This is a genomic window from Empedobacter sp. UBA7252 (assembly GCF_002472765.1).
Taxonomy (GTDB): domain Bacteria; phylum Bacteroidota; class Bacteroidia; order Flavobacteriales; family Weeksellaceae; genus Empedobacter; species Empedobacter falsenii_B.
Genome location: NZ_DKSQ01000072.1, coordinates 1 through 6644, shown reverse-complemented (window position 1 = coordinate 6644; position 6644 = coordinate 1). Strand labels below are relative to the sequence as shown.

Sequence of the window (6644 nt, the reverse complement as noted above, 5' to 3'; positions counted from 1 at the left end):
TCAATCCTTTTCTTTTTTAATATCTAAAAATTGTTTTATTCTACAACTTCCATTTCTACGTTTAATGTTCCCGCATTAATAGAACCTATAGAAGTAAACGCTGCTTTACTCAAATCCAATAAACGAGATTTTGTATGAGGTCCTCTATCGTTTATTTTTACAACAACAGATTTTCCGTTATTTGTATTGGTTACTTTGACTTTTGTACCGAATGGTAAAGTTTTGTGGGCTGCAGTTAAGTTATTTTTGTTATATAACTCGCCACTAGAAGTTTTTTTACCGTGAAATTTATCAGCATACCATGATACAATTCCACTTACTTTTTTTCCAGCTTTTTCAACAATTTCCGAAATCGCAGTGTTATCTGTTTTATTAAAATCTGAAAATTTATTGATTAAATTAAGTTTCAAATTTTTAGTTATAGTAACTGGTAACGGATTTTCTATTGAAAAGTTTGATTTTCCTTTAGCTTGAGCCATTGGGATAATCATCAGCATTACTAATAATGTTAAAATATTCTTTGTCATTCTTTAGTTCTTTCTGAATCTTTATCTAAAATAAGCATAATTGATTTTGTTTGTACATGCATAGTTTTTTCTAATGTTTTTTAGAAATGAAAAGAGACTTAAATGTATATGTTTAGTAGCTTTAGAAAGAAATGTTAACTATAAGTTAAAAATATAGTTACTTATTAAAATTTTTAAGAATTATTTACAATTATTGTCTAAATAATTATTAATCAATTTATTAACTTTTTAACAAGTAAATGTTAAATTAAATGACGCGATTAAGATGTTGATTTAAGATATTTTTTAATCCAGTAAAACGCATAATTTGTTGAAGAATTTGACTCGTTTCTTCAATTGATAATTCAGGATTTTTTGTTTGATGCATCAATTCTTTAATCATATTATCTATGTAAATAATTTTGAAGCGAAGTAAAACATCAAATAAATCTTTGTGCACAAATTCTTCTTTTTTCTTAATATTGATGCCTTGTTTTACTGTCCAGTTTTCGCTTAAACTATGCTTTTCTAACATCATTTCCGAAGCAAGCTGTACAATTTCTGGATTGGTTAATCGAGAAAAATAGGTTCCTGTTCGCAATTCATCATTTTCTAAACCAACTTTCACTTCTTCTAAAATAGATTGATAAAGCGGATTACTCAAACTCAGTTCGTTTTCATCAAATTGAGAAATGATTTCTTGGTTAACTGTTGTTTTATATAGCTCGTTGTTCTCGTTCTTCAAATCAACTTCCAAATCACCAAATTGCATAATCAACTTAATAATTTCATTTTCTACAGTTTGTTGAACATTGATGACTTCCTTTGTAGACGGAACAACCGAAATAGCAGTTTTTTTTGTTCGCGCATTATCGATAATATGAGAAGACGAAGAAGTTGATTTATCGCCAGAATTTTGCAATTGAGCCAATTCTTTGAACAAAACTTCTTCTCGAATTTCCATAATTTTAGAAGTTTCTGCAATGTAAACTTCTTGCTTGATAATATTTGGAATAAGTGAAATCGATTTGACAATTTCTCTAATTAATTCAGCTTTTTTGATAGGATCATTCTTCGCATCTTCCAACAAAACATTTGCCTTGAAACGAATAAAATCGGAGGCATTTTCTTTTATATACGCTTCGATTTCTGTTGTCGAATGTTTTTTGGAAAACGAATCTGGATCTTCGCCTTCTGGTAACAAAAGAATTTTGACATTCATTTCTTGTTCCAAAATCATATCAATTCCACGGAAAGATGCTTTGATACCAGCATTATCACCATCGTACATCACAATGATGTTCTCTGTCAAACGTTTTATCAAACGAATTTGTTCGTTTGTAAGCGCTGTTCCAGAACTCGCTACTACATTTTGAATTCCTGCTTGATGCAACGACAAAACATCTGTATAACCTTCGACCAAAAAACATTGATCGGCTTTTGTAATGTGTTGTTTTGCCTGAAATAATCCGTAAAGCGTTTTACTTTTATGGTAAATTTTATTTTCGGGAGAGTTTAAATATTTAGCAGCTTTGGCATCATTTCGCAAAATTCTTCCACCAAAACCTAATGTACGTCCCGAAAAACTATAAATAGGAAACATAACACGTTCGCGAAACTTGTCATATTTCTTATTATCTTCTTTGAAAGTTGCTAAACCAGCTTCTTCAATTAATTCTTTCGAATAACCATTTTTTAAGGCATATTCAGCAAAGGCATCCCATTGTTTTGGTGAATAACCAAGCTCAAATTTGTCGATGGTTTCTTTGGTAAAGCCACGTTCGCGGAAATAACTTAATCCAATCAAATTTCCTTCTTCCGAATTATGCAATTGATTAGTGAAGAATTTCTTCGCAAAATCAGTCAAGATATATAAACTTTCGCGGTCTTTTTCCTCTTGTTGTTGCTCAAAAGTATATTCAGCATCTTCTTCAATCTCGATGTTATAACGTTTTGCCAACCATCGCAACGCTTCTGGATAAGTAAATTGTTCAACTTCCATCAAAAAAGTCACAACATTTCCACCTCTTCCAGAAGAAAAATCTTTCCAGATTTGTTTGGCAGGTGAAACAACAAAAGAAGGTGTTTTTTCGTTCCCAAAAGGCGAGAGTCCTTTTAAGCTAGAACCTGCACGTTTTAAGTTTACAAAATCACCAACAACTTCTTCTACACGAGCTGTTTCGAAAATTATATCTATCGTTCTTTGAGAAATCAAATTGAATTATTTTTTGAGAATTGTGTAAACAAATTATTTCTCAAAATTAAAACAAATTCTTTACTTGGCTTCATCTTTTCAAAACCTTTGTAGAAATGTATTTTAACATTTTTGAGATTTGGTATGATATTCGTTTATTAGACTGAAACTTGAAATTAAATTTTATGAAATCAACAATTTTAAAAATATCTTTTTCAGCAATTTTATCAACAGGATTCTTAACATCTTGTTCTACTGTTAATAACGTGATAGGTAATACTGAAAACACAAATAACAACTCTATTTTAGGAAAATGGGAGTTGAGCCAAATCAATTTTATGAAGGCAGGTTCTATTGCAGAAGCTTATCCAATGGGAACTCCTTACCTTAATTTTATTTCGAATAGTATGTTAAATGTTTCGGATGGTTGTAACACTTTGAATGGAGGAGTTACAATTTCTGGAAATGAAATTACATTTGGTAATATGATGTCTACGATGAAAGCTTGTCAAAATGTAGAAGATTCTAATTTCAGTTCAAAATTAAACGGAAAATTAAAATACTCTATTTCAGATAATAAATTATTATTAATTCAAGGAGATATTGTCATCATGACTTTTGTTCGTCCTGGTAATTTAGCAGGTTCTTGGGAATTAGAAGAATTTATTGGTAAAGATAGAAGTGCCAAAACATTAGATGATCGTTTCCCAAATCAAAAACCTAGATTAACATTTCAAAATAACAAGGTTTCTGGTAATGATGGATGTAATAATTTGATAGGTGCTTATGTAGCAGTTGGTAATTCATTGACAGTAAAAAACATCGCCACTACGCGAATGGCTTGTCAAGGTGTAGATTATGATGCTTTTGGAGAGCGTTTTAATAATGTAAATAAATACGAAATTGTAGACGGAAAATTAGTTTTGTTTGCAAATGAAGTTAAAACAATGGTTTTCAAGAAAAAATAATGAAATTCAATTTATAAATCATTAAAGCTGTCATTTTTTGACAGCTTTTTTATTTTTATATTTGTAGACTTTTTAAAAGGAGAGAAAGATGAAATTTCCACAAACACATCAATTAAAAGATATAGCATCAATTATCGATGCGAAATTTATTGGAGACGAAAATTTTCCAGTAGAAGGAATCAATGAAATTCACCGTGTAGAAGCGGGAGATATAGTTTTTGTTGATCATCCAAAATATTATGATAAAGCGTTACAATCGAATGCTACAATCGTTTTGATTAACAAAGAAGTTGATTGTCCAGAAGGAAAAGCTTTGTTGATTTCTGATGATCCTTTCCGTGATTTTGTCAAAATTGGACAACATTTTATGGCGTTTGAAACTTCTACAAAACAAATTTCTGATTCAGCAGAAATAGGTGAAGGAACAGTTATTCAGCCAGGGGCATTTATTGGAAATCATGTTAAAATTGGAAAAAATTGTGTGATTCATTCTAATGTTTCAATCAATGATTATGCAATTATCGGAGATAATGTAATTATTCGTTCGGGAACAGTTTTAGGAGCTGATGCATTTTATTACAAAAACCGCGAAACAGGTTTTGATCGTTTAAAATCTGTCGGAAATGTTATCATCGAAAATAATGTAGAAATTGGTGCGAATTGTACGATAGATAGAGGAGTTTCTGCGTCTACAATTATTGGAGAAGGAACAATTATGGATAACTTAATTCAGATTGGTCATGATACAATTATAGGTAAAAAATGTTTGATTGCTTCGCAAGTTGGAATTGCTGGTTGTGTAAATGTAGAAGACGAAGTTTCTATTTGGGGACAAGTTGGGATTACAAGTGGTATAACAATCGGTACAAAAGCGGTGTTATTAGCACAAGCAGGAGTTAGTAAATCTTTGGAAGGTGGAAAAACATATTTTGGTTATCCAGCAGAAGAGGCTCGTGGCTTGTATAAAAAAATGGCTGTCACAGAGATAATGGTTCGCGATTACAAGAGAAAATAAAATTCTTTATAGAATATATTTGCAGCCGACCATTTGGTCGGCTTTTTTTTATGATAAATATCTTATACTTTTTTGTCCTGTTCTAATAAAGACTTAGTGTATTTTTTACATTGAATATTTTTTAAAATGCAAAACTCCTTTTATATTTGTGTAAATTAAAAATCACAATGTCTGTATTAGTAAACAAAGATTCAAAAATAATCGTTCAAGGTTTCACAGGGAAAGAAGGAACTTTTCATGCTGAGCAAATGATTGAATATGGAACACAAGTAGTAGGTGGTGTAACTCCAGGAAAAGGAGGACAAACTCACCTAGGATTACCAATTTTTAACACAGTAAAAGATGCTGTTGATCAAGCAGGAGCAGACGTTTCTATTATTTTCGTTCCACCAGCATTCGCTGCTGACGCTGTAATGGAAGCTGCAGAAGCAGGTATCAAAGTAATTATTTGTATTACAGAAGGTATTCCAGTAGAAGATATGGTAAAAGTACAAGCTTATGTTGACCAAAGAGATGTAACATTAATCGGACCTAACTGTCCTGGTGTTATTACTTCTGAGGAAGCTAAAGTTGGTATTATGCCAGGTTTCATTTTCAAAAAAGGTAAAGTTGGTATCGTTTCTAAATCAGGAACTTTAACTTACGAAGCTGCAGACCAAGTTGTAAAAGCTGGTTACGGAATTTCTACAGCAATCGGAATTGGTGGAGACCCAATTATTGGAACTACAACGAAAGAAGCTGTTGAATTATTTATGAATGACCCAGAAACTGAATGTATCGTAATGATTGGTGAAATTGGTGGACAATTAGAAGCTGAGGCTGCTCGTTGGATTAAAGCAAATGGAACTAAACCAGTTGTAGGATTTATCGCAGGACAAACTGCACCAAAAGGTCGTACAATGGGACACGCTGGAGCTATCGTTGGTGGAGCTGATGATACGGCACAAGCTAAAATGGCAATTATGGAAGAATGTGGAATCCACGTTGTTGCATCTCCTGCTGATATCGGAGCTACAGTAGCAAAAGTTTTAGGATAAGAAATATTCTTAATCAAAATAGTAAAGGAACTCAAATTTGAGTTCCTTTTTTTATTTTAAAATTCTTGTTATGCAATAAATATTATATGTAATCAATACAATCAATAATACTCCTAAAAACATTAGTAATAAATCAAATCGCCCTTGAAATTTATTTGAAAAATCGATTTGTATTAACTCTTTGTTTTGATATTTTAAAGCTTGTATTGATATTACTTTCTTATTATTTAAATGAGAATAAAAATAAGGTTGTGCCAGTTTTTTGATATTGTAATCATTGTCTTCTTTAAAAATTTCGAATTCAATCAAATTATTTTGATGATTTGTTTTAACAAATTCATATCCATTAATTTTATTGAAATTTTCATATTGTAAATTGAAATTTATTTGAGGATATTCTTTTAATTTAAAGATTAAATATTCTTTTCGATTTTTCCTTTTTCCACTAAAATCTATTTCTGGCTGATAAGCCATATGACCTTTAATGGTTTTGTATTCTTGTATTTTATCAGAATGATAATTTTCTATGCTAAAAGATAAAATAAATATTATTAAAGAGGAGAAAATCAATGATGTAATTATAATGTATTCTTTTTCTACAAAACTTATTTCAAAGTCTTCATTCTTTTTTATTTCAGGATAATTAGTTTTTAAATAAGATAGAATCTCATCAAACACATATTTATTATGAACTTCTTTAATACGACAAACTATTTTATTATCAGCATACAATTGAATTAATTGTCCATTAGACTTCCTTTTATAAGAATCTTTATATTCACCATTTGTAATACTATAGCTTGTGAAATCTATCGCTTTCTTATATACTAAATTAGTATAAATAAGTCTGTTGTTATTAAATTCATAAGACTCTTTACTATTACTAATTATAAAATAAAGTTGAATGTGTAATCTTCCCTAAAA

The 6644-nt window shown here is 30.3% G+C and carries 6 protein-coding genes; 3 read left to right on the top strand and 3 right to left on the bottom strand.

All coding sequences use genetic code 11. From position 1 onward, the window contains the following. Positions 1-35 precede the first annotated feature (35 nt). Together B2X73_RS10215 and dnaG are read right to left on the bottom strand one after the other, a co-directional pair. On the bottom strand, positions 36-527 hold the full coding sequence (locus B2X73_RS10215; protein ID WP_219035263.1) for a septal ring lytic transglycosylase RlpA family protein: 492 nt from the start codon (positions 525-527) through the stop codon (positions 36-38). 247 nt (positions 528-774) lie between these two features. Next, on the bottom strand, positions 775-2721 hold the full coding sequence (gene dnaG, locus B2X73_RS10210) for a DNA primase (RefSeq protein ID WP_286496023.1): 1947 nt from the start codon (positions 2719-2721) through the stop codon (positions 775-777). A gap of 164 nt (positions 2722-2885) precedes the next feature. Between dnaG and B2X73_RS10205 the strand changes: the two genes are divergently transcribed. The 3 genes from B2X73_RS10205 to sucD all read left to right on the top strand — a co-directional run bounded on the left by B2X73_RS10205 (position 2886) and on the right by sucD (position 5720). Next, complete coding sequence (locus B2X73_RS10205) at positions 2886-3668, top strand: META domain-containing protein (protein WP_291096363.1); 783 nt, start codon at positions 2886-2888, stop codon at positions 3666-3668. A gap of 88 nt (positions 3669-3756) precedes the next feature. Beyond that, positions 3757-4683, top strand: coding sequence for a UDP-3-O-(3-hydroxymyristoyl)glucosamine N-acyltransferase (locus B2X73_RS10200; protein WP_286496012.1), 927 nt, complete (start codon positions 3757-3759; stop codon positions 4681-4683). A gap of 167 nt (positions 4684-4850) precedes the next feature. Beyond that, positions 4851-5720, top strand: coding sequence for a succinate--CoA ligase subunit alpha (gene sucD, locus B2X73_RS10195; protein ID WP_038337297.1), 870 nt, complete (start codon positions 4851-4853; stop codon positions 5718-5720). A gap of 51 nt (positions 5721-5771) precedes the next feature. Here sucD and B2X73_RS10190 read toward each other — a convergent pair whose 3' ends face one another. Then, complete coding sequence (locus B2X73_RS10190; protein ID WP_291096362.1) at positions 5772-6452, bottom strand: hypothetical protein; 681 nt, start codon at positions 6450-6452, stop codon at positions 5772-5774. Positions 6453-6644 lie beyond the last annotated feature (192 nt).